This window comes from Desulfobulbaceae bacterium DB1 (genome assembly GCA_001914235.1).
Taxonomy (GTDB): domain Bacteria; phylum Desulfobacterota; class Desulfobulbia; order Desulfobulbales; family SURF-16; genus DB1.
In genome coordinates this window covers 40,562-62,639 of record MQUF01000009.1, presented here as the reverse complement: position 1 = coordinate 62,639, position 22,078 = coordinate 40,562, and the positions used below count along the sequence as shown (strand labels likewise).

Genomic DNA, 22,078 nt, shown 5'->3' with positions numbered 1-22,078 from the left:
CCATGGTTTTCCACGAAATACCGTTTGACGGTTTTCGCAGAAGGACAAATGAGGAATCACCAACCGAAGAATTACTAAAAAAAATGAAAAAGGAGAGATTATCATGGAGATAACCAAAAAAAAGGTTATGTTGACAGCGGTTTTTGCATTAACGACTGCAGGAACCTGCCTGGCCAACACTCCACCACCCCCGGTTAATCAAATCCTTGGCATCCCCGACAGCTCGTTCAACAACTTAGTTGAAGCGAATTGTCGCGCCTGCCATGAAGACCAAACCATTGTAAACCCCGGAACCATTCCGGACAGGCACCATTTACTTGTCAACAAAACCATCCCAACCCAAACCGACGTCCCTTTTCCACAGGCCGGCGTCACCGCCTATCAATGTCTTTCCTGTCATCAGCAGGTATGGGACACAACAACAAGCAGCTATGTCTTTGATACATTCCGCGACTGCCTCTACTGTCATGATCAGGTTGCCGGAGAAGCCTCCGTCCATCACTTGACGGCCAAGGCCCAATCGCAGGATTGTAAAGCCTGCCACGGCCCCATTGATAACCCATTGGACGGACATTACATTCCGTCCTATGAGCCGAGCCTCGTCACTCCATGGCCCAGCGATAAACCCAATGCGGACGTAAACGGTGAGGGGCAGTGTGTTTTTTGTCACGAATCGGGAACCGACACCGCGTCCGGACTGTTTGTCCTTACCAATGCCGACACACATCACTCCACCGGCCTTGGTCTGGGTGCCAGTGCCCAATGCCAATTCTGTCATGACTTCACTGTAGAAAAAAAATATTACATACGTAAATGTGAGGCATGTCACGGCGTGGCTTCTCTTCATAACATCCAGGTTGACTCAGACAACCCGGCCAACGTGAATTCCATTGTTCCTGGCGCGGAAAATCCATACTGGGGCCATATCGGCCACAACGACGACTGTTATGGCTGTCATGGATTCAGTGCCATGTCTGCCGCAGCTCCCTATTCCGGTCCGGTTATTCCCGACGTATCCGCCCTGGACGTAACGAGCGTGACCAGTGGCACCGCTGCGACGGTTACTGCTACCGGTATGGGCTTCACCAATGTTGTTATCGGCGTTGGCGGCGAAGAAATCGGTGTAACATCTAAAGTGATGCTGACCGCCGATGATGGAACCTTTGTAGAACTTATACCCTCCGCTATTTCCGCAACTTCCGTGGAAGTGACGGTTCCGGCTGATCTTGCTCCCGGAAACTATGACTTCCGCGTCGTTAAGGCTGATAAAACAAGTAACGCGGTCAATCTGCGCGTTATTCCAGCCATGGCGAACCAATCCATTACCTGCAGAGGAACCAGTGTCACTATTGAAGGCACAGGGTATTCCCAGCATGTAGATGCCCTTAATTCGGGAACCGGACTGTCGGCAACCGACAAGACCGGGGCCGAAGTGGATTGCGCAGTAAGAACGTGGACGGATACTTCTATTTCAGCAACCTGCAGTGTATGCCCGAGCAGTGTTACCGTCAATTCTATCTGGGGAGCAGATAACGATAGAGTGCGGACACTGAGGCCGACGCGCAGATAAATTGGCTCCGTTACACAAGGCTTGCAAATCGGGAGGTTATGATGCTTCCCGATTTGCATCTGCGCTTGACCGGACGGCGGATTCATTTCTTGAAAAAGAAAATGAGTACCGCGGGGTTGAATACGCCGAGGAAAAATCCGGTGTAGTTCGCGATGGGGACAACTGTTACCAAAATCCTTTGCCTTCATTGCCGGGTTAAAACAAAGCTTTCACCTCATTGCTATTGCGGAATCGCATCCAAAAAACATCTTGAATGATGGAGGGGTAAAATGAAGAGGTTGTTGTCAGGAGTGAACTCCTTGTTGTTTGTATTTATTTTCAGTTCTCCTTCCCAGGCGGAGGTAGAATTATTTGACTGGGGCATTAACATAGACGGCACAAGCTACTGCCTTGAGGGGCCCTGCTCGTATGACTTTTTTTCAAAGGGCAATTTGAGCAAACTTTCAGACCTTCCCCCTTCCATCGACTATGCAACATTTAATCTTACGGATAATTATTCCATTCTTGATGGTTTTGGAAAACTTGTCATCACGGTGACCGGCGCAGGGCCTCATTCGGTATCTGTTTATTTCAATTACGATCTCGATTATTCGATCAACAATGTCCTGAATGAAACCGGAACAAGTAACGGAACCGCCCCGGCCGGCCTTTCCTGGGAAATTGATGAAATCGGCTGGGGTTCCGCCAAGAAGACAGGGACTGCCAACGTATTGTACACTGGTGATATTTTTGATAATTTTTTCGACTCCGGCGTCACTTTTCCACCATCTTCTTACTTTGATAATGAAATATTTTTTGACCGGTTTCCTTTGCCGGATGGGCAGTATTTAGTTCCCCCTGTTGAAGATACGGCCCTGGGGCAAAGTTGGGATTTTGAACTCCTTGAAGGACAAACTGCCGTCATATCCTTTACCGCCGGGGCAACCGCACCTGCCGGATTTTATCTTGTCCAGCAAGATCCTGATACGGGAACCAATACCTATCTGACGAGTTCGCTTGCTTTGGAATCGAACTGTGCCGGAGTCATCGACTGCAACGGCGTATGCAATGGCTCCGCAATTGTTGACGATTGCGGCGTCTGCGGCGGCGACAACTCAACCTGCCTTGATTGTAACGGCGTTGCCAACGGCACTGCCGTGGTTGACAACTGCGGCACCTGCGACAGCGATCCAATCAATGACTGCGTCCAGGATTGCGCCGGTACCTGGGGTGGTTCCGCAACGACAGACAACTGCGGCACCTGCGACACCAATCCCGCCAATGACTGCGTCCAGGATTGCGCCGGTACCTGGGGTGGTTCCGCAACGGTAGATAACTGCGGTGTCTGTGATACCAATCCAGCCAATGACTGTACCCAGGACTGCAATGGCGTCTTTGGCGGCGCAGCCGTGGTTGATGCCTGCGGCACCTGCGACAGCGATCCGGCCAATGACTGCGTCCAGGATTGCGCCGGTACCTGGGGTGGTTCCGCAACGACAGATAACTGCGGCACCTGCGATACCAATCCGGCCAATGACTGCGTCCAGGACTGCAATGGCACCTGGGGTGGTTCCGCTGTGCTGGATAACTGCGGTGTCTGCGATGGGGACAATTCAACGTGTACGCCAAACGCCATACCCGGAGATTTGAACGATGACGGTATTGTCAATATGGCGGATGTCACAATTCTTACAGGCTTTTTGCGTCATCCCGTCGATGAATGTACAGAATGTGATATCGATGGAGATGGAAGGATTACCATCCTTGATGCACGAAAATTAGTGTTGTTATGGTTGGCGACGAAATCCTCGGCATCGGTTCAAACCAATACGGTAAATCCTGCCGACAAACCCGGCCCCAAAAGAGCTCTTTAAAGGAGACTCTTGTGAAGCCGTTTATTGATATCCGGTAAAAGGTCTGATAATCCGTTTTTCTTAAAACTGCTGTTCCTCCTTCCGCATTGTATGGAGGAACAGCAGTTTATTTCTTGTTTTAACCTGTTTGGGTCCTGTTTCGGTTTCACTTACCGTGACAGTGTCTGCCGCAGGCTGATTCTGGGAAATTATGAGAAAGTTTTTTTTTAAAAATATGTTACAAGTGAGGAAAATAAAATGAAATTCATGAAGTCATTGGGTTGTTGTTCGGTCTTTACCGTGCTTTCGCTGTTAAGCGCTCCGGCAATGGCGGCATCATTGTCATTTACGCCGACAAACTCCGCAATTCTTGCAGACGATGTGTTCGCTGTTGATATCGTCCTGTCAGACATGCGGGATTCAGATACGCTAAGCGCATTTGATTTTGATATCAGCTTTGATTCAAGCGTTTTGTCCTTTGACTCCTACTCCCTGGGGGTCGGCCTGGGAGTAGTTGATGGTATTTCTGCCTGGGACGCAAGTTCCGGCAACTACGCGCCCGGCCTGGTAAACCTCGCCGAGTTTTCACTCATTGGCCTTGACTCGTCCACTGGCGACTCTTTTTTTGCTGATCAATTTACATCCCCGTCAAACTCCATGACCCTGGCCACTCTTTCGTTTCAGGCGATAAATCCCGGCATGAGCGTGCTTTCATTTGCGAATGTCACGCTGGCTGATGAGGCTGGGAATCCTTTTTCCGCAGTTACCGTTGATCCTGTTCCCGAACCGGCCACCATGCTGCTTTTCGGCACAGGCCTGGCCGGTCTTCTCGGAGGGCGCCTGAGGAAGAAAAAGGCATAGGTCCAGCGCACCTGTCTTTGTCGAACAAACAGCGGAAAAAACGCATTTTTTGACATAAATGAGGAAACACAATGTATGTACCCAAAAAAATAATGTTGCGGTGCAACTCCGTCATCATTCCGACCCTGATGTTTTTTTTCGGTTTCACTCCTGTTGCGCAGGCTGAGGAACGCGCGGTAATCGTCGGGTTTCACGACACCCCCGGGATACAAGAGGAAACTCTTTTGCGGGGGCATGGCGGAGGGGTCAAACGCAAATTTCGTCATCTCAAAGCGTTTGCGGCAACCCTTAGCGATGAGGACATGGTCAGACTCCGCAAAAATCCAAAAGTGAAATATATTGTCGAGGATACGGTGTATTCGACGATTGAGCCCTTGGATGCCTCGGCTGATCCTGTTGAATACCTGAATTCATGGGGAGTAGAGCATATAGGCAGCAAGACGGCCCACTCCGACAATATCACGGGAGAGAGAGTGCGCGTTGCCGTTCTCGATAGCGGCATCGACTATACCCACCCGGAACTTGCTGATAATTATCAGGGCGGATGGGACTTTGTCTTTAATGATAATGATCCCTTTGACGACAGCTGGAACAGTCATGGGACCCATGTGGCCGGTGTCATCGCCGCTGCCGCCGACGGCAGCGGGGTTGTCGGCGTGGCGCCCAGTGCCGCACTCTATGGCATCAAGGTATTGGATGGCGCCGGTTTCGGCCTTTTAAGCTGGATCATCGCCGGTATCGACTGGGCTGTTGAAAATGATATCGATATCGTCAACATCAGTATTGGCGGCCCTCATTCGGCCGCTCTTCAGGATGCCTGCGAAACGGCCTATAATGCCGGAGTCCTGCTTGTGGCCGCGGCAGGCAATGGCAGCACCATTACCTATCCGGCCGCCTATGATTCCGTTATTGCCGTGACGGGCACGGATAAGGCGGATCAAAAGGGCTGGTTTGCCTCGACAGGACCGCAGATTGAACTGGCTGCCCCGGGAGTCGCCATCAACTCAACCACCGCCGACAACACCTATGCGGAATTAAGCGGCACCTCGCAAGCGGCACCGCATGTTTCAGGAACAGCCGCTCTTCTTCTTTCCTCAGGGGTGGATGATATAAATGCAGATGGCATCATCAACAATCTCGATGTCCGCCGGCAGTTGCAGCAAAGCGCTCGGGATTTGGGAGATGCCGGCCGGGATGAAGTTTTCGGCTTTGGCCTCGTCAGTGTGGAAGCCGCCCTGGAAAACAATGATGAGGTTGAAGGCCCCTTCCTGGAGTTCGAGCTGACAAAAGACGGCAAATACGGGTGTAACAAGAACATCGTCAGTCTTTCCGGAGATATGTACCAGGTTTCCATCAGGAACATCTCTCTGCGTGGTGTTCACATTGCCGTTTGGGAGGGAAGGACAAGAAGAAGTGATCTTTCGGAAATGGTGCATTTTCAACGGCAGTCACCAGAGGAGGATGTGACCTTTTTTCTTGATGCGAGCGACACGGCATTCGACATCGTTTTTCAACCCATCGGCAAACCCGGCGCTTCAGCAAGAGTTCGCATCGATAAAGCAAGCAGCCTCTAATAAAATTTCAGCCTGATCGCATCTCACACCCTTGATGTGTCCCCAAAGGACTGTGCGGGCTGTCTGACGAATTGTGAAAAAACATGCAAACAAAAACAAATATCACGACGTTTACCCTGGCTACATGTTGGGTTATTTCCCTTCTGTTCTGTTGCACCGGTTTGGGTCGTGCGGATTCCGCGGAAAAGACGGATCGCGGCAAAATCGTTGCCAAGGTCAACGGACAGCCGATCGGCGAAGACCGATTGACCTTGGAAGTAACCAGGGATCTTGAAAAATATAACAAGTTCGGCATGAAAAAAGCCGCGCCTGAATTGATAAAAACCCTGAACAAACAGGCCCTGGAACGAATTATCGATAACGAAGTTCTCTCCCAGGCAATCAGCAAATATGAGATGCCGGACATTGAGCAGAAGGCTCTTCAGGAATTTAATGACCTGAAAAAGCACTATGATACGCAGGAGAGGTTCGACGGGTATCTCAAATCCCGTCAAATGACTGAACAGAGCATGTTGGCTTCATTGCAGAACAAAACAATGATCACCACCTACATGGAAAAACAAGGGATATTGCACTTTGATCCACCGGAAGAAGAGGTTCTTGCCTTTTACGAACACAACAAGGAAAACTTCAAAAAAAAGGAACGTGTGAATGTGCAACATATTCTGGTGCAGGTAAAGGATGACGCGAAACAGCCGGAAAGAGATGCTGCTCTGCAAAAAATAAATGATATCAAGCAAAAAATTCAGGCAGGTGCGGATTTTGGCGCATTAGCTGAAGAATACTCTGATTGCCTCATGTCGAAACAGCAAGGTGGTCAACTTGGTTTCATCGAGAAGGGGTTCATGCCCCCGGAGTTTGATGAAATTGCTTTCAGCAGTGAGCAGGGCACAACGAGCAAGGTATTTCAAACCGGATTCGGTTATCATCTCTTACAGGTGCTTGCCAAGGAACCTTCCGGCTATCTCCCGATTGATCAGGCGCGCCCTTTTATAAAAAAGTTTCTCGAAGAAAAACATATCGGCAAAATGCGGCTGGAGCACATAAAAGAGTTGAGAAAAAAGGCTGATGTCGAAATATATCTCAACTAACGCATTTTCCCGCAAAAGGTCCCGGGAAGGATAAAATCTTCATAGCACAACCGGCAATTTCCGGTGACACTTCAACATTTGCAAGGAGATACGAAATGAAGAAAAAAATGAAGTTACTGACACGTATAACTCTTGCCCTTTTCGCAATCATCCTGATTTTTTTCCCTGATGATGCCGGGGCATGGGGTTCGTCACGAGATTCCTGGAGTGACGGCATGCAAGGCGATTGGGACGACTCGGCAACTGAGGCTGACTGCCGCGCATGCCACGGTGATCTTGCCCGTTTTCCCCGGCTCCAGTATGAAAACCCGGACAAACACCACTTACTGATCGGGCAGACCATCCCGCCGGCAAGCATTGTCCCTTACGAAACCGGCGGTAACACCTATGAGTGTTTGTCATGTCATGCCGTCGAGCAGACTGATGATGACTCGGCCTACCAGGTTACCATTGAACGGAACTGCCTCAATTGCCATCCAGCCGACACGGTGACCGGCAGCCCGAGAAGCAACAATCTTCATCATGATCTGCCGAACTATCGTTGCAGCGATTGCCATCGAGGGGGCCATTAACCCATGGTCCTCGCTTTATGCGAAAAAAAGAGCGTCTCGGTTCCGTAAGGTTCCGATGATTTTTGCCGGCCATTATTTCAGTCTGACGCAGATGATCGGGTTGAATGTTGCGTTCCATTACTTTCATTTCAACCCGGTCTAAAAACATCTTTCCGCATCTTGCCGCCTCTTCGGCGATTTTCTCTATCACGAGCCACAACCGATACTTCCTGCCGAAACCGACCATCTGTTTTTTCCCGTCCCCTGATCAGCCTGAAAACCGTTAAAACGGCTCCAGATCAGCATGCCGGGAAACGATTTTTCCCGTTGCTCACGTTACGGCACCAAGAAACCAAACCGTCGTCATCCCCTCCTTCCGCATTTTTTTTCACATTCCAGGGAACCTTTTTTTTCATTTCATCGTTGAAACTTAAAATAAGACAAACATGACCGCCATCCGGAAGAAGTTGCGGGTTGGAGCGGTCTGACGATTGCGCTCCGGAAATCCCGGGGAAGGAAAGAGCGGGGGTTCTTCCTTCCCCGGACCGGGCGCATGCTTTCGGGCAGACCAGTTGAAATCAATCATCGTGGTATGCCGACCGGCATTTTCCCGCCGGCCACTCCTCTACGTGTCGATAATCGGTCATTCCTGAACGTTGATATCCGATTTGTGCTCGGGCACAACTTCCGAATCGTTGGCACGTGTACGATTTTTTTTGTTTTTCACCCTGTCTTTGAAGAAATACCCCAGACAGGCAACAGCAACAATGCCGGCGGACATCCTGACCAGTGTTGCCGCAAGCGCCGTGGTTCCGCCGATGGTTCGGCTAAACACGCCCGGTTTGAACCCGCCCCTCTGTCGCATTTTCACAGCTTCCTCCCTGCGCCATCTTTTTCTTCCATTCCTTATTATTTTTCCAGAGGCGATCCCCGGCTACCTTCCCTGCTCCTTGTCCCACAGCGGCAGCGTTGTCACCGCCCAGTTCAGGCCCGATCCCGTTTCTTCCTGCCACTCGAAGGGATCACGCTCCCCGAACAGACCCGGCTTGAGCTTGAAGTCGGCGTTCCACTCTCCTTCGCCGTCCATAATCCATTCAGGGTCCAGCAGGACATCGCCGAATCTCGTGTGCAGGTAGAAAACCCGCATTTCCAGATAGTCGAATTCCCCCTTTGGAACAGTGAAAACCGCCTCATTGTGCGTTTTATCCTTCGGCTCCCACCAGGAGAGACCACCTGGGACGATGCGCTGATGCGCGACCGGTTGCCGGGAGTCGATCCGGCCGTAGGCAACAACCAAACCGTCAGGTTCTGTCTTTGTCAATTTCTCGTCAGCCGCGCCAGGGGAAGGGGCGCTGGAAAGTTTCACGGCTCGCACGTTGAACCAGAACGCCGGCACGTATATCCTGCGGCTGGTTTGGTTTATTGCCGTGATGCGGACGCGGATCAGAAGCATTCCATCCTGTTCCGCAATATTCTCCAGGCTCGTGGCAAGTTCAAGAGCAGTCGGCTCCCGGCTCGGCTTGATAATATCCTTGAACACGAACTGGTAGGTGCCGGACAAGGCGACGAACACCACCACAAGAAGCTGAATCCAATCACGTGTGTTCTTCCAACCAGGATCTGAAGTCGTCGTTTCTTTACTTGCCACGTCTGCATCCTTTTTTGTAACTATCCAGCTTGGGACGAAAATTGCTCAAACCGCCCCGGTGCTGTAACTATTCAGCAGTGCCGCAGATGCGCCGGTAAGCGCAGACTCCGAGAGAGGCCTGGCCGCTATACACTGGGTATGCGGGCAGGCCGATGACAAAGCAGATGCGGTGCTGCTGGATAGTTACCCCTTTTTTTTCTTAAAAAAGTGTCAAATGAGCGGGAGGCTTTTCCGGCGGAATACGATCGCTGAAAGTAAGTAACCACCGGCAAAGCCGGTGGCTTTAAACACCGTGGACCGCTCAAAGCGGTATGTTTAAAAGATTATCTGACCACCATTCGGTGGTCATAACCAGCGTCAACCTTGCTTAAATAACGATAATTGCTCGATACGCTGGTCTTCCTTTTCTTGCTTTTTGATATAGTTCCGGACGACCTCTTCATCGGCGCCTACTGTTGACACAAAATATCCTCGTGCCCAGAAATGCATTCCGTTGAAATTCTTCCGCTGTCCAAGGTAAATCCGAGCGATGTGAATTGCACTTTTCCCCTTTATGTATCCAACTACTTGTGCTACCGAATATTTCGGTGGTATCGATATCAGCATGTGGACATGATCTGGGAGCAAATGCCCTTCCACCACCTTGCTCTCCTTCTGACGAGCAAGTTCATGAAAAACCTCCCCCAGATTCTTCCGTAGTTGCCCATAAAGTACTTTCCGCCGGCATTTCGGTATCCATACCACATGGTACTTGCAATCCCACCTCGTGTGACTTAAAGATTGTATGTCGTTCATCGAAACCTCCATTCTCGTGACTTTGAGCGGTCCACGAGTTTGGAGGCTTCGATATTATTCCGGAACTGTCAAACTTTTGTTGTCCCCCGGCAAAGCCGGGGGTTTACCTAAAGGAAATTATCCGACGATTCTAACTCATATTATCATCCAGGATGTTTTTATCCAGCTTTTTTGCCGGCTGAAAAATATTTTCTTGAACTGTCCCGTTCTTTCCGGTGTGTTCCGCCAAGGGCAACGATCGGCGGCTCGAGAGCCGTCAGGGCTGCAAAAAATTCTCCCCTGGCATAATGCGGCCGATCAGATTAAAATCAACGATCACCTTTACGATTCGCCAAAACACCCCGGAAATCCAGCCGACCATGACAACCGATCCAAACCCGGAACTGCAACTTGCCGACGATTTTGTCCGGCATACTGCCTGCAATGTCTTCCTGACCGGCAAGGCCGGCACCGGCAAGACCACCTTTCTCCACAATCTGAAAAAAAACACCGGCAAACGCATGATAGTCACCGCGCCCACCGGGGTTGCGGCCATCAACGCCGGCGGGGTCACCCTGCATTCGTTTTTCCAGATGCCCTTTGGTCCGTATGTACCGGGAGGCGAAATCAACGACCAGCGCAATCAGCGCAAATTCAACAAGGAAAAAATCAACATCATCAAGAGCCTCGATCTGCTGGTGATCGACGAAATAAGCATGGTGCGGGCCGATCTGCTCGATGGGGTGGACATGGTGCTGCGCCGCTACCGCCGCGGCAACCTGCCCTTCGGCGGCGTGCAGCTGCTGATGATCGGCGACCTGCAGCAGCTTGCGCCGGTGGTCAAGGAGAGCGACCGGCAGATACTGCGCGATCATTATGAATCAATCTACTTTTTCAGCAGCAATGCCTTGCGGCAAACCGAGCTGATATCCATTGAGCTGCAACATGTTTACCGCCAGTCGGATCTCCGGTTCATTAAACTGCTCAACCGGGTGCGGGACAACAACCTTGACGAGGACTCGCTGCGGGAGCTCAACCGCCGCTACATCCCGAATTTTGTTCCGGCTGAAGACGAAGGCTACATCACGCTCGGCACCCACAATCGCGGGGTTGACGCCATCAACGAAACCAGAATGCGGGCCTTGCCGGCCAAGCTGCACCGTTTCAGCGCCGAGGTGGAAGGCGAGTTTCCCGAATACGCCTATCCGACCCCGGCCCTGCTCGAACTCAAGGTTGGCGCCCAGGTCATGTTCATGCGTAACGATGCGTCGCGCGACAAGCTCTATTTTAACGGGAAGATCGGCACAATAACCCGGATCGCGGGCAAAACGGTGTTCGTCAAATGCCCTGACGACAAAAAGGAAATCATGGTTGAACCGGCGACCTGGGATAATATCAAGTACACGGTCGACAGCCTGACCAGGGAAATCACGGAAAACAAAATCGGCAAATTCGTTCAATATCCGCTGAAACCGGCGTGGGCCATCACCATTCACAAAAGCCAGGGGCTCACCTTTGACAAGGCGGTCATTGACGCGGCCGCCTCCTTTGCCCATGGCCAGGTTTATGTGGGCCTGAGCCGTTGCAGAACCTTTGAAGGCATGGTGCTCAGTTCGCCTCTTTCCATGCAGTCGGTCAAAAGCGACGGTACGGTGCTCTCTTTTGTCAAAAAGGCGTTCCAAAAGCCGCCCTCGCCCGAACTCCTGCTTGCGGAAAAAATCCGCAGCCAGCAGCGGCTGCTGCTGGATTGCTTTGATTTTGACCAGCTGCGTTTTCGCCTGAACCGTCTGCTGCGGGTGGTGCTCGGCAACGAACGGCTGATCACGGTGACCGGCATCAATGATATCCGGGAAATGGAAAAAAGCGGGGTACGTGAGATCTGCGTGGTCGGCGAAAATTTCAAACGGCAATTGCTCGGTCTTTTTGCCCCTGACACCCTGCCCGAGTCGAACAGTCACATTCTTGAACGAATCGGCAAGGCATCACGCTATTTTCAGGAAAAAATCGAAACCATTCTCCGGGAAAATCTCCGGGCCCTGCGGGTGGAGACGGACAACAAGGACATAAAAAAACAAATCCACACCGCCCTCCATGAACTGAACCGGGAAGTGCTGATAAAAACGGCTGGGGTGAAGAGTTGTGAAAACGGCTTTTCCCCGGACCGCTACCGGCGCGCCCTGTCCGCCGCTGAAATCGACTGTGCGCCGGACAAGGAAAGAAAAGCCGTTCAGGAGGAATACACCGCCGCCGATGTCGCGCATCCCGAGTTGTACCAGGCCATAAAGGACTGGCGGGCGCAAACGGCAGCCAAAGAGGGGCTGCCCCATTACCGGATTTTGCACCAAAGCATCCTGATCCAGATTGCGGTCAGTCTGCCGGACACCCCCGGGGATCTGAAGAACATCAAGGGAATCGGCCCACGCACCCTGGAAAAATACGGTACGGAGCTGGTGGAGCTGGTTGCGGACTACCGCAGGAAACACAGGATTCGCGAGGTGGTTCTGCCTGCACCCAAAGCCCTGGGGGAGCAGGGGCGCGCCGAAAAAGAAAAAGCGCCGCCCGCCACGACCCGGCACGTCAGTTTCGTGCTGTTTCAGGATGGTTTATCGATTGAGCAGATCGCCGAACAACGCGGTCTGGCACAATCAACCATTGCCGGACACCTGGCCCATTTCGTCGAAACCGGCGAGCTGGAAATCGGCACCCTGCTGTTGCCGGAAAAGCAACGGGCCATTGCCGAAAAACTGGCGACAATGAAAAACAGCCCGACCAAAGAGATAATAACCGCCCTCGGCGACGACTCTTCCTACAACGACATCAAACTGGTGCAGGCCCACCTGAAATTTCACGGGAGATGAGTTGCAACTCCCGGCGAACGCTCCTCCATTTTCAGGGAAAGGGTTATCCGTTTTCGCGGGATATCGATTTCCATGACGCGAACCAGCAGCTGTTGGCCGATTTTAACGATTTCCGCCGGGTCCTTGACAAAGCGGTCCGCCAGTTGACTGATGTGGACAAGACCATCCTGATGCACCCCGATGTCGACAAAGGCGCCGAATCGGGTGACATTGGTGACGATTCCCGGCAGCCGCATTTCCGGATACAGGTCCTCAATGGCATTGACGCCTTCAGCGAACTGAAAGACGGTGAACGCCTTGCGCGGGTCACGGCCCGGTTTGGCAAGTTCCGCCATGATGTCGTGCAAGGTCGGCAGCCCAACCGCATCGGAGAGGTATTTTTCCAGATTGATTTTTTCCCTGGCCGCTGCATTGCCGATCAGTTCGGCAACCGAGCAGCCCAGATCCCGCGCCATCTGCCCGACGAGGTCGTAGCGTTCCGGATGGACGCCGCTTGCATCAAGGGGATTTTTCGCCCCTCTGATGCGCAGAAATCCGGCGCACTGTTCATAGGCCTTCGGCCCCAGACGGGGGACTTTCCTGAGTTGTTGCCGCTCGGTGAAAGGGCCGTTTTCCTGCCGGTAGTGCACGATATTTTTTGCCGGTCCCGGACCAAGGCCGGAGACAAAGGTGAGAAGCTGAACGCTTGCCGTGTTGACCTCCACGCCGACACTGTTGACGCAGCTTTCGACGACGTCCTCCAGACTTTTTTTGAGTTCCGCCTGGTCGACATCGTGCTGGTACTGTCCCACCCCGATGGACTTGGGATCTATCTTCACCAGTTCCGCCAGCGGGTCCTGCAAACGGCGACCGATGGATATGGCGCCGCGAATCGTCACATCAAGCCCGGGGAATTCCTCCCGGGCCGCATCCGAGGCTGAATAGATGGAAGCGCCGCTTTCATTCACCATGGTAATGACGATATCCGGCGCAAGATTCAGGCTGCGGACAAAGGCCTCTGTTTCGCGGCCGGCGGTGCCGCTGCCGATGGCAATGGCTTGCACCTGGTAAGTCGCGCAGAGTTGACGGATTGTCTCCCCGGCCTGGCGCAGTTTTTCTCCGCCATGGGTAGGATAAATGGTCGCATGCTGGAGGAGCGTGCCCTGCCCGTCAAGGCAGACCAGCTTGGCGCCTGTCCTGAACCCCGGGTCAAGGGCCAGTAAACGTTTCTCGCCCAGGGGCGAGGCAAGCAAAAGTTCCCGGAGATTCTCGGCAAAAACGGCGATAGCTTCGGCGTCGGCCCGGGCTTTCAGGTTGGTGCGCAGTTCATTTTCCAGCGATGGCGCAAGCAACCGTTTATAGCTGTCCTCCACCGCCAGGGCCACCTGCCGGCCGGCAGCATCCTGCTGTTTACTGAATTTTTTCAGTAAATATCCGACCCCTTTTTCCTCGGGAGGGCGGATGGCCAGGGTGAGTATTTTTTCGCGCTCGCCCCGCAGCATGGCGAGCAACCGGTGACTCGGCACCTTGGCCGCCGGTTCCTGCCAGTCAAAATAGTCCTTGAACTTCGCCCCGTTTTCCTCGTTCTTTTTCACCAGCCTTGACTGAATGATGCTTTCCTTGGCAAAAAATTGGCGCAAAACCGTTCGCACCTCGGCATCTTCACTGACCCATTCAGCAATAATGTCCCGGCTGCCCGCCAGGGCATCGTCTTCGTTGGCGCAGCCCTTTTCCGGGTCAACAAAGGACGCCGGGTCGATCCTCTCCCCCTTCTGGGCAAACAAAAGCCCGGCCAGGGGTTCAAGTCCTTTTTCCCTGGCCTGGGTTGCCCGGGTCCGGCGTTTCCGGCGGTGCGGCAGGTAGATGTCTTCCAGGGTGGCAAGATCCCGGGCAAGAGAGATTTTCCGGCTAAGAACATCGGTGAGCAAATCGCGTTCGGCAAGGGAAGCAACAATCGCCTGCCTGCGTTTGTCGAGCTCGGCAAGTTTTTCAATCCGGTCCCGTACCGCGGCGATCTGCGTATCTTCCAGGGACCCGGTTGCCTCTTTGCGGTAGCGGGCAATAAACGGCACGGTCGCGCCCTCTGCCAGCAAAGCGGCAACAGCGGCAACCTGCTGCTCCCGGAGATGCATTTCCCGGGCAATGATTTCATGATGACTCATTTTTGATCCTGATAACGAGGTGATGCCGAACGGGCCGGGTTTCAGGGCTCGGCAAAAAGGGAACGCACGGTTTCCGGAATCTTCCCCTTCGGCATCAGGCGGTTGTTTTCTCCCAGCTCATAGAGTCCGAACCATTCCTCCGGGTCGTTCTCTTCATGGTGGGTGAGGTCTTCGGCGTGTTCACCGCTTTTCCACCATTCATCGTGCAGTTCAAAAAAGACCAGCCCGCAGAATTTCTCCCGGCCCGCTGCTGTCCGCACGTCCCGCCAGATGGAGCGGAAGACCGCCGGGACATCCTCGATCCGATGCCCGCCGAATCCGGGTACCCAGGCTTTCGGGGCAATGGGCGAGGTCGAAAGACCGACCTGGGTGATGAAAACCGGCTTTGCCGTCATCCGGGCCAGGTCTTCGAGATAGCCCTGATAGGTGGTTTTCGTCACGGAGCCGGGCGGCGAGGTGACGACCCCCCGTGCATAGGTGTAGATGTTGAGGCAGACGAGATCCCCCATGTCCGGCACCAGAACGCTTTTTTTCTCCACCTCCAGATCGGGACGGTCGGCAACCGGGCCGATGTGGGTCCAGCTCGTGTGCGAGTAAAGGTGGCGGCGGCCGTAGCGCGTCAGTTCATAATCAATGGCCCCGTCGATCAGACGGGAAAGGGCGACCTCGGTGGGGGTGCGATTTGTCACCACCACATGCTTGCCCCGGTACTCGCGCACCTCGGGATGACGGCTGTCGGTGCGGGCCACCGCTGCCGCCTCCAGTTCATCACCCACGGAAAAGAGAACCAGGCGGTCCGGCCGGCCAACCGCATAGGTGTGATCAATGACATCCTTGATCTGGGCCAGGGTACGCTGCTGGAATTCCTCGGCCAGAAAATCCTCTTCGCAGCAGTGCACCCAGATATCCTGGCCGTAAAGGAGATCGGTCTTGTCAAGCTCGGCAAAGAAACCGGCCGGCATGTGCAGCGGAAAGAGATGAAGATAATTGACCCCGAGTTCGCGGATGCGGGCAAAATGATCCCGGTAACGGCCGTCATTCCCTGGGTTTGCGCCACTGAGCGGCGTTTTGTCGCCGGGCAGGAAGGGGGAGTAGCCGATGCCCCGGAAAAAGACGGGTTTCCCCGTTGTCTGATCAACAACGGAGCTGCCGCGGACGACGAACCGCTGCGGCTCAGGGGTTGTTGCGTGGATGACCGCTGTCTTCCCGTTAGTATCCGGGGAAGCGCAGGACGCGAGTCCGACGGTTGCGGCAAGAACAAAAGCAATCAATGAAAAAACAAACGATTTTTGGGGCATGGTCATTGTTTTGCGAGGTTGTGGCGCACGGCATCAACCGCCCTGCCTGTGCACCGTGACATTGAACTCTTCGATCTGCACGGCCGCATCCTTCCCTTCGCCGAAGAGATGAAAGGAAAAGGCCTGCCGCGCCTCCGGATTGTCGAAATCAAAGGCTATTTCCGTCACCTCGCCGGCGTGAAGCAGCGGAAAGGGCGGATAGGAGATACTGGTAATAAGATGCTCAAACTGACGAAGATTCAGTTTGAGCTGGATTCCCTCGTCACCGGCCTTGACCGCCTTGATTTTCATCGACACATGAATCTTGGAGTTTTCGGGAAAATCAAGGTACTGGGCGCCGATGAGATTTTCCGACCACTCATTGACGACTTTTTCCGGCAGCGGACGGATTTCGCCGTTGGCAAAGCGCATCTCCCGGCTCAGCTCTCCGGCAATCAGCTTGTCGTCCAAAACCACCGCCCGGGCAAAGAAAAAAGAGGAACCGTGTTCCTTGTACAGCTCAAAAGGTCCGGGGGGAAAGCCGAGCATGGAGTCGGCTTTTGTCACCTGACAGGTATCGGAATTCCACCCGCATTCATAAAGCAGGTTGTCCTTGGTGTGCCAGCGGAGTTTGCCGGCGGTATAGGCGACCATTTCCCTGGACTCGGCATAATCGCGGAAAAAGCTTCTGCCGATATTCGTTGGGGGCTGGGGCAGCCCCAGATAGTCGATAATCGAGGCGCTGATATCGACCAGGCCGAAGGTGCCTTTTTTAAGACGCGGCAGTTGCTCCTGTTCCGGGGCCATGACGATGCCGGTGCCCCAGCTGCATATCCATTCTGCGATCTCCGAGCCATGGGATTCATCCGATGTCACGATAACCAGGGTATCATCCAGGACCCCGTCCGCGACAATTCCCTTGATAAATCCGGAAACGGACTCATCGAGCATCATGACCGCGGCATCAATCCGTTTCGGATATTTTTTACTGATGGCCTCGGAAACCGGGGCGCAGGGATGATGGGTGCCGACGGTGAGCAGCGTCAGCATCCAGGGCTCTTCTGCCGCCTGCAGGCCGGCGATATAGCGGCGCGCCCCCTTGAAAAAGGCCGGATCGCTTATCCCCCACTCAAAGGGATAGGGGTCAGGCTCGGTGAACCATTCCGAACCGTGGACATGCTGGAAACCCATTATCGGCATGACCCGGTCCTTGCTCATGAACGTAAGGCCCGCACCCTGCAGGTAATGGGTGCTCCAGCCGTTGGCGGCAAGCCAGGCCGGCAGACAGTTTTTGGCGCGTTCCGAACCGGCAACGAGCTCGAATGCCTTGGGGGTTTTCAGTGACAGTTTGCTGAAATCGCCGCAGAGAATGGCATAGAGGCCGCGAATGGTCTGGGCGCTGTGGGCGACAAAATCGGGAATCAGCATGGCATTGGCGGTGCTGTCGACCAGACCCTGCATGACAAGGGCCTGGGCGTCGACCCCCATCGCCTTGCGAATTTCCGGATGATAAAGACCGGGAACGCCTTCCATGACAACGATGAGCACGTTTTTCGCCCGGCCTTTGCCGAGCAGGGGGGTGCCCTGCAGATCAAGCTTGCGCACCCCTTCCGGCAGATCCGCCTCGGTGAAAACCGGCATATCGGGACGGAACACCATGGCAATGGCGTCGCCGCTGAACCAGTGGAGCGGATTGTAACGGGCGGCAATGCTGCTGTCGGCATATTTGCGGTCCAGCAGGGAATGCCCGGCGAAGAAGAGCAGAGCAAGAAGCGTCCCATTGCGAAAGAGGCGCCACCCGGGCCGGGAAACCGGGAAAATACTCACCAGCAGGACTGCGGCCAGCATCGTTCCCTCCTTCAAGGGAGAAGCAACGTTGAACCCGGCGGTGGAATTTTTCACGAATTCCGGATCAATGAGGTAATGCATGTCCTGCCAGGAGGGAAAACGCTGCATGGCGGCAAACAATTCAAGTGCTGCGACCTGAAACACTGCCCAGAGCAGCACCAGGATAACCCGCATCCACTGGGGGAAGAGCAAAGCGAACAGCCACACCAACAAGCCCAGGCCGCAATCGGATAGCAGACCGACGGGCTGCGTGAAGCCCTGATCCAGTAAACGCCACAAAACCGGCAGAAAAAAGGGAACAGCCGAAAGAAACAGAAAGAATTGTTTTTTCAAGAGAGGGTGAAAATAACCTGGTTGATGGAATTGGTTGTTTTCCGCTCGTACAGACAACGGAGAAGGAAAAGGTCAAACCAAGAAGAGGAGTTCAAAAAAATACAAAGATCATATATAACAAAAGAGTATTTTTACTGTCAAGGCCTTTTCAAAAGCCCCATCTTTCTCCGCCGGCCGACGGAGAGCCTCCGTCGGAAAGTCGGTTCTCCATCTTCGTGACTGACGACCACGGCTTGAGCGGATTCATCTGATGATGAAATCATTAAAAACTGTACTTTCAATCCATTCTTGATTAGATTATGAAAAAATTATCCGCTTAATTTAATAGACACCGCATCCCACATGACACAAATCTTGGTCCCGGATCAAGCAGTCTGTTCGCAAAAATTACAGGACAGGCTTTCCCACCTCATAACGTACAATCCCAACACCATTATTATCACCAACAAGGCGGGAAAGGTCGAGTACGTCAACGAAGTTTTTACTTCAATAACCGGTTACCTCGACACGGAGGTACTGGGACAGCATGTCGAAAGCCTCAATCTCCATGATCTGGCCAGCTTGCGCACCCTCTCCTGGCATGCGGTCTGCCGGGGAGAAATATGGGAAGGGGAAATCACCAGTTACAAAAAAAACGGCAGCCGATTTTTCGAACAGACTTTTGTTCTTCCCCTGACCGATGACGACGACAATATCTGCTGGATATGTTTCATCAAACGTGACATCAGTGAAAGAAAACGGTATGAAAGGAATCTCCTCGCCCTTACCCAGACCCTGGAAACCCAGCTCAAAGAGCAGAAGGCCACGGAAATAGAACTGGAGACGGTCAACCGCCAGAACGAGCTCATCCTCAATTCGGTGGCTGAAGGAATTTTCGGAGTCGACATAGAAGGCAGCATCACCTTTTTAAATGCCTCGGCGGAAAATCTGACCGGATACAGAAGCGAAGAGCTGTTCGGACGGCCGTATCATATTTTCTTCCGCCGGTCCAGCGACACCGGCTGCCGGCATGCGCCATCGCTCTGCCCTGTTTTTGCTTCTTTCCACGACGGCAGATTTCACCAGAGCGGCCATGAAATTTTTTCGCGTCAAGACGGATCGGATTTTCCCGTGCATCTTGCCTGTGCCCCGATTATCGAAGATAAAACCGTTATCGGCGCCGTCGTGCTTTTCAAGGATATCACGGAAGAAGTACGTATCCAGAAACAAAAGGAAAAAGCCGAACAGGAGTTGCGCGAACTGACGGCCACCCTGGATCAAAGGGTGCAGAAACGGACCGCCCAGTTGAATACGGCAAACCAGAGCCTGATCAATACCCTGGATCTGCTGCAGCGCACCCAGAACCAGCTGGTTCAATCGGAAAAAATGGCATCTCTCGGAGAGCTTGTCGCCGGCATTGCCCATGAAATAAATACCCCGGTGGGTATTGCCTATACCGCCTCCACTCATCTGGAAAAAGAAACGCATAAAATGGCTGCCCTCTATCAGGCAGGGGACATGAAACGGTCGAATCTGGAGGAGTACATGAATGTCTGCCTGGAATCGACCTCCTTGTTGCAATCCAACCTTACCCGCGCCGGAGAATTGATCCGCAGCTTCAAGCAGGTGGCCATCGACCAGTCCGGGGAAGCAATACGTAATTTCAACATCAGGCAGTATGTCAATGAAGTGCTGCTCAGCCTGCGGCCGATCCTGAAGAAAACAAGACATACGATACAATTGACCTGCGATGAGAATATCATCCTGCGCAGCTACCCGGGCGCCGTGTCACAGATAGTGACAAATCTCATCACCAATTCCATTAACCATGGCTTCGACGAAAACGTGTCCGGCACCATCACGCTGGATTTTTCCCTGAATAACGCAACCCTTACCTTTGTCTACCACGACGACGGCAAAGGAATCGCCCTGGGTGATCTGCAGCATATTTTCGACCCTTTTTTCACCACAAATCGCAGCAGAGGAGGAAGCGGCCTCGGCCTGCATATCATCTACAACATCATCACCCAAAAATTAAACGGGACTATAACCTGCCAAAGCGCTCCGGAAGAAGGAACTTCCTTTACCATTCTTCTGCCGACGGTGTAATTGCATTTCACAAAGAGAACCTGACAGGAGGATATGAAAGATGACAAATGACGATCTTGTTTTCAGCGATGAACAGGCAACAGCCCCTTCCAATGGCGGCCATCTCACAGACCGATGCTGGAAGGTGCTGATTGTTGACGACGACCAGGAGGTACACAGCATCACCACCCTGGTGTTGAGGAATTTCACCTATGACGGGAAAAAACTTCTCTTTCTTCACGCATACAGCGCGGCTGAGGCAAAAAAACTGATTGAACAACACCAGGACACCGCGGTAATCCTGCTCGATGTGGTCATGGAAAGCCATGATGCCGGTCTTCTTCTGGTCGAATACGTGCGCAAGACGCGAAACAATCCCTTTGTCCGCATCATCCTCCGCACCGGCCAACCCGGACAGGCGCCCGAGGAAAGTGTCATCATCGAGTACGACATCAATGATTACAAGGAAAAAACCGAGCTGTCCTCCCAGAAGCTTTTTACCGTCATGGTCTCCTCGCTCCGCACCTATCGCGACATGCTGATCATCGAGGCAAACCGCAACGGGCTGAAACGAATCATCGACGCCTCGGCCAACCTCTTTGAATTGCGATCACTGAAACAGCTCGCCTCAGGCGTTTTGACCCAGCTCGTCTCCATCATGCACATGGATCCCGATGCCATTGTCTTTGAGACCTCCGGCTTTGCCGTCACCCGCTCGGCAAGGAAGTTCTCTGTCCTTGCCGCCACCGGAAAATTTAACAACCTCACCGAGATAAACGATCAGCACGAATTGCCGGAAAAGGTCTTCCAGGATCTGCAGACGGCCATCATCGAGAAAAGATGCCTTTATTATCCGGATCGCTATGTCGGCTATTTTAAAAGCGAACTCGGAGCCGAGACCGTCATCTACTGCGAAGGCTGGCACGAGCTGAATGAATTGAATCAATCCCTGATTGAAATTTATTGCGCCAATGTCCATATTGCCTTTGAAAACATTCATCTCAACAAAGAAATAGAAGACACCCAGAAGGAAATCATCTATACATTGGGCGAAATCGCCGAGGCCCGTTCTCAGGAAACCGGCTTTCATGTCAAGAGGGTATCGGAATACTGCCGGCTGCTGGCGGAAAAATGCGGGCTCAATCCAACTCAGGTTGAGATTCTGCGCCTCGCCTCCCCCATGCATGATGTGGGCAAGGTAGCGATTCCCGATAATATCCTCAACAATCCCGGCCCTCTGACCCCTGATGAGTTCAGCACCATGAAAAACCATGCGACAATCGGCCATGACATGCTCGGTTCTTCCACCCGGGAAATCATGAAGGCTGCCGCCGTTATTGCAGTGCAGCATCATGAAAAATACAACGGCACCGGATATCCCCGGGGACTTGCGGGAGAAAATATCCATATTTTTGCCAGGATAACCACCATCGCCGATGTCTTTGATGCCCTCTGCAATGACCGGATTTATCGCAAGGCCTATGACCTCCCTGAAATCATTGAATATTTCAAAAAAGAACGGGGAGGACACTTTGATCCGGTCCTGGTTGATGTTTTTCTGACAAACATTGCCGAATTTCTTAAAATAAAAGATACTTTTCGCAGCAGATCAAACTAGATCATACCCTTTAAACGGCACGACACCCTTACCTT

Annotated in this window: 17 protein-coding genes; 10 read left to right on the top strand and 7 right to left on the bottom strand. The window is 52.9% G+C overall.

What is annotated here, in order from left to right; all coding sequences use genetic code 11:
* Positions 1-313: 313 nt before the first annotated feature.
* On the bottom strand, positions 314-847 hold the full coding sequence (locus BM485_10320) for a hypothetical protein (protein ID OKY75082.1): 534 nt from the start codon (positions 845-847) through the stop codon (positions 314-316).
* Positions 848-970: 123 nt separating this feature from the next.
* Between BM485_10320 and BM485_10315 the strand changes: the two genes are divergently transcribed.
* From BM485_10315 to BM485_10285, 7 genes are all read left to right on the top strand, one after another.
* On the top strand, positions 971-1,570 hold the full coding sequence (locus BM485_10315) for a hypothetical protein (GenBank protein ID OKY75081.1): 600 nt from the start codon (positions 971-973) through the stop codon (positions 1,568-1,570).
* Positions 1,571-1,869: 299 nt separating this feature from the next.
* Positions 1,870-3,423, top strand: coding sequence for a hypothetical protein (locus BM485_10310; GenBank protein OKY75080.1), 1,554 nt, complete (start codon positions 1,870-1,872; stop codon positions 3,421-3,423).
* A gap of 24 nt (positions 3,424-3,447) precedes the next feature.
* Positions 3,448-3,633 (top strand): hypothetical protein, encoded by a 186-nt coding sequence (locus BM485_10305; GenBank protein ID OKY75079.1) that lies wholly within the window; start codon positions 3,448-3,450, stop codon positions 3,631-3,633.
* Positions 3,634-3,660: 27 nt separating this feature from the next.
* The gene (locus tag BM485_10300; protein OKY75078.1) at positions 3,661-4,263 is read left to right on the top strand and encodes a hypothetical protein; all 603 of its coding nucleotides are present in this window, start codon (positions 3,661-3,663) and stop codon (positions 4,261-4,263) included.
* Between the two features lie 128 nt (positions 4,264-4,391).
* Positions 4,392-5,837: a hypothetical protein gene (locus BM485_10295; GenBank protein OKY75124.1), complete on the top strand. Its 1,446-nt coding sequence runs from the start codon at positions 4,392-4,394 to the stop codon at positions 5,835-5,837.
* Positions 5,838-5,920: 83 nt separating this feature from the next.
* Positions 5,921-6,928: a hypothetical protein gene (locus BM485_10290; GenBank protein OKY75077.1), complete on the top strand. Its 1,008-nt coding sequence runs from the start codon at positions 5,921-5,923 to the stop codon at positions 6,926-6,928.
* Between the two features lie 95 nt (positions 6,929-7,023).
* Positions 7,024-7,500 (top strand): hypothetical protein, encoded by a 477-nt coding sequence (locus BM485_10285; GenBank protein OKY75076.1) that lies wholly within the window; start codon positions 7,024-7,026, stop codon positions 7,498-7,500.
* Positions 7,501-8,122: 622 nt separating this feature from the next.
* Here BM485_10285 and BM485_10280 read toward each other — a convergent pair.
* The 3 genes from BM485_10280 to BM485_10270 form a co-directional block, all read right to left on the bottom strand.
* Complete coding sequence (locus BM485_10280) at positions 8,123-8,344, bottom strand: hypothetical protein (GenBank protein OKY75075.1); 222 nt, start codon at positions 8,342-8,344, stop codon at positions 8,123-8,125.
* Positions 8,345-8,413: 69 nt separating this feature from the next.
* Positions 8,414-9,127 (bottom strand): hypothetical protein, encoded by a 714-nt coding sequence (locus BM485_10275; GenBank protein ID OKY75074.1) that lies wholly within the window; start codon positions 9,125-9,127, stop codon positions 8,414-8,416.
* Between the two features lie 357 nt (positions 9,128-9,484).
* Positions 9,485-9,922, bottom strand: a complete 438-nt coding sequence (locus BM485_10270) for an IS200/IS605 family transposase (GenBank protein ID OKY75073.1) — start codon at positions 9,920-9,922, stop codon at positions 9,485-9,487.
* Positions 9,923-10,281: 359 nt separating this feature from the next.
* On the opposite strand from BM485_10270, the gene BM485_10265 reads away from it, so the two are divergent.
* Positions 10,282-12,759 (top strand): helicase, encoded by a 2,478-nt coding sequence (locus BM485_10265; protein ID OKY75072.1) that lies wholly within the window; start codon positions 10,282-10,284, stop codon positions 12,757-12,759.
* Here BM485_10265 and BM485_10260 read toward each other — a convergent pair.
* From BM485_10260 to BM485_10250, 3 genes are read right to left on the bottom strand one after another with little or no spacing between them, the layout of a single operon-like run.
* Entirely contained in the window at positions 12,747-14,900 is a 2,154-nt protein-coding gene (locus BM485_10260) for an RNA-binding transcriptional accessory protein (protein OKY75071.1), read from the bottom strand. The two genes, BM485_10265 and BM485_10260, sit on opposite strands and share 13 nt — an antisense overlap.
* 41 nt (positions 14,901-14,941) lie before the next feature.
* A complete protein-coding gene (locus BM485_10255) occupies positions 14,942-16,204 on the bottom strand; it encodes a hypothetical protein (protein OKY75070.1) in 1,263 nt (420 codons plus the stop codon).
* A gap of 27 nt (positions 16,205-16,231) precedes the next feature.
* Positions 16,232-18,358, bottom strand: a complete 2,127-nt coding sequence (locus tag BM485_10250) for a hypothetical protein (GenBank protein ID OKY75069.1) — start codon at positions 18,356-18,358, stop codon at positions 16,232-16,234.
* A gap of 342 nt (positions 18,359-18,700) precedes the next feature.
* On the opposite strand from BM485_10250, the gene BM485_10245 reads away from it, so the two are divergent.
* Positions 18,701-20,446 (top strand): hypothetical protein, encoded by a 1,746-nt coding sequence (locus BM485_10245; protein OKY75068.1) that lies wholly within the window; start codon positions 18,701-18,703, stop codon positions 20,444-20,446.
* Positions 20,447-20,486: 40 nt separating this feature from the next.
* Entirely contained in the window at positions 20,487-22,043 is a 1,557-nt protein-coding gene (locus BM485_10240; GenBank protein OKY75067.1) for a hypothetical protein, read from the top strand.
* Positions 22,044-22,078: the final 35 nt, after the last annotated feature.